The organism is Methanocalculus sp., assembly GCF_029762515.1.
Classification (GTDB): domain Archaea; phylum Halobacteriota; class Methanomicrobia; order Methanomicrobiales; family Methanocorpusculaceae; genus Methanocalculus.
Genome location: NZ_JARVGN010000333.1, coordinates 1 through 2,601 on the forward strand (window position 1 = coordinate 1; position 2,601 = coordinate 2,601).

Annotated in this window: 2 protein-coding genes and 1 pseudogene; all 3 read left to right on the forward strand. The window is 56.7% G+C overall.

What is annotated here, in order from left to right:
• A partial coding sequence (locus QCH34_RS10450) for a Xaa-Pro peptidase family protein (RefSeq protein ID WP_300333837.1) occupies window positions 1-1,124 on the forward strand: 1,124 nt, incomplete at its 5' end.
• Window positions 1,121-1,996, forward strand: coding sequence for a type II methionyl aminopeptidase (map, locus tag QCH34_RS10455; protein WP_300333839.1), 876 nt, complete (start codon window positions 1,121-1,123; stop codon window positions 1,994-1,996). The genes QCH34_RS10450 and map, both read left to right, overlap by 4 nt.
• Window positions 1,997-2,046: 50 nt before the next feature.
• Window positions 2,047-2,601, forward strand: a pseudogene (locus QCH34_RS10460) (ATP-binding protein); the annotation flags it as partial.

The following is a 2,601-nucleotide window of genomic DNA, read 5'->3' on the forward strand; positions in this document are numbered from 1 at the left end:
CTCTCGATCAGGCTCTGGCAACTACCGGTTCCAGGGCATATGCCGCATATGGCACCTCATCAGATGCCAATGTACGGTACCTCACCTCATTTCGGACGAGCGATCCGGTCATCTATATGAAACGCCTGAATGAAGAGGGCATCATTGTTGTTCCTGCGATGGAGGTGGAACGGGCCGCCCTTGAGTCGCCATGCACCGTCATAAGCCGGGCAGATGCAGGTTTTTTTGATATTCTGAAGGAAGAGCCTGATCCCCTGAAGGCAACGGGCCGGGTGATAGCTGATCTGGCAGGCGGCCCGATTCTTGTCCCGCCCGAGTTTCCCCTCGGCCTTGCAAAGGCGATTGAAGCGCACCAGCCGATCCTGGTAGATATGGATACGCTCTCTGCCATGCGGTCGCAGAAGTCCCCATCCGAGATCGCGATGATGCGTGAGTCGCAGGCAGCAGCAGAAGATGCGCTCGAAACGGCAATTGCCCTGATTAAGCGGTCGAATCCCACCGGAGAACTCCTGGTGACCCCGGAGGGAAAGATCCTCACCTCAGAAGATGTCAGATATGGGGTTCATTCCACACTCCTGAAACACGGGTGCAGGGGTGTTGATACGATCGTCGCCTCGGGCAGTGAGACATCTGTGGTGCATCTCCGGGGAACCGGTCCAATTGCAGCCAACGCTCCAATCATCATCGATATCTTCCCGCAGAATGAAGAGACCGGATACTTCGCCGATATGACGAGGACGGTTGTCCGGGGAGAACCAACTCCTGAGATCCGGGAGATGTATGCCGCGGTATCTGATGCACAAACGCTTGCCTTCTCCCTCCTCCGCGCAGGTGCAGATGGTTCCACTCTCTACCAGGCAGTCGTCTCCCTCTTCGCAGATGCAGGGTATGGGACAGAGCCGGATGGCTTTGTCCATAGCCTTGGCCATGGTGTGGGACTTGAGGTGCATGAAGCCCCGTCCATCAGCTCACGGGTTAGTCCGCTTGCCGCGGGCAATGTCGTCACCATCGAGCCGGGTTTATACTATCCCGGGATCGGCGGTGTTCGGATTGAGGATATGGCTCTTGTCACAGATGGCGGCTATGAACGAATCACCCGGTTCCCGGAGGTCTTCTGCATATGAACGATGAGATGATAGATCAGTACAAACAATCCGGCAGGCTCGCGAAGAAGATCCTGCAGAACGGTGCACGCATGATTGTCCCGGGCGCAACCCTTGCCGGGGTCGCCGATTGTGTCTGTACCATGATCCATGAGGAAGGGGCAGGAATTGCGTTTCCTCCAAACCTCTCCCTGAATGAAGCAGCCGCACATGATACGGCAGGCCCCTCCGATGATCGCACCTTTGCAGCAGGCGATCTGGTCAAGCTGGATATCGGCATTCATATCGACGGATGTATCGCAGATACCGCACTCACCGTCGATCTCGGGGATCATCCCCTGCTGGTTGAGGCATCACGTGTGGCACTGGATTCAGCCCTCTCACTGGCAAAACCCGGTGTCCGTGCAGGTGAATTAGGGGCTGCGATCCAGGAGGCGATCGTCTCACGCGGATTCCAGCCGGTTGCAAACCTCACAGGCCACGGACTTGACCTTTACTCCCTGCATGCTTCGCCATCTGTTCCAAACATCGGATCCGGTGGCGGCACTCTCCTGAAGGAGGGGATGGCAATCGCCATTGAGCCGTTTGCCTCGACCGGCCATGGCCGCGTCACCGAGGGCTCAAGAGCCGAGATATTCTCACAGATCGCTGTGAAACCTGTGAGAACCCCCGCCGGAAGAAAGATCCTCGAAGAGATACGGGATCGCCGCGGCCTCCCCTTCGCCCGGAGATGGCTGAAAACTGATCGCGCCGATCTCGCCCTGACCGCACTTATCAGGCAGGGTGTGCTCCGATCGTACCCAGTTCTCCAGGATGTTCCGGGGTCATTTGTATCCCAGGCAGAGCATACGATCATCGTCACTGAAGATGGATGCATCATCACCACGAAGTAGAGATACTCTTATTCCGATTCCCAGACAACATATAAGGTTAAGATATGGAGATGGCTGATCACACCACCCTCCGGCTCATGGAGCTCCTTCTCACCGCAGAGATCGTCAACCGTGAGGAATCCCTCGGCATTGCAGATCTTACCCCTGCATGCCGCGAGGCGTTTAGCATCGGCAAGAACGGACCGGATCTCAAAAGGCCGTTCATTGTGAGCAACAGCCTGGCAAAGCGAGCTCTCGGCATTGAAGAGGCTCATACGTTTGTCTCATCGAATCCTTTCATCGGGTTCGATGACTTCGGCCAGCGCCTCTCGGTGACCGCACTCGATCCGGCGGCCCGCTGGTTCCTTGACCGTGGTGGCAGGGATCTGGCAGCCTCAAATCCGGTTCTTGCCTTCTATTATGAGAAGAGCGGGGCAGGTGAGATCAGGTACGGGGATGCCTCTGCCCAAAACCCGCTCTATGAAGACAGCCGTGCGTTTCTCCAGCCACGGATCGATGCCATGAAAGCCGAATCCGAGGAGATCCGCGATGCACTCGGGCTTGTTGCAATCTATGCCCCTGAAGAGATCGAAGAGTCATTTGAGACCTTTGTTGCCACCCCGGAA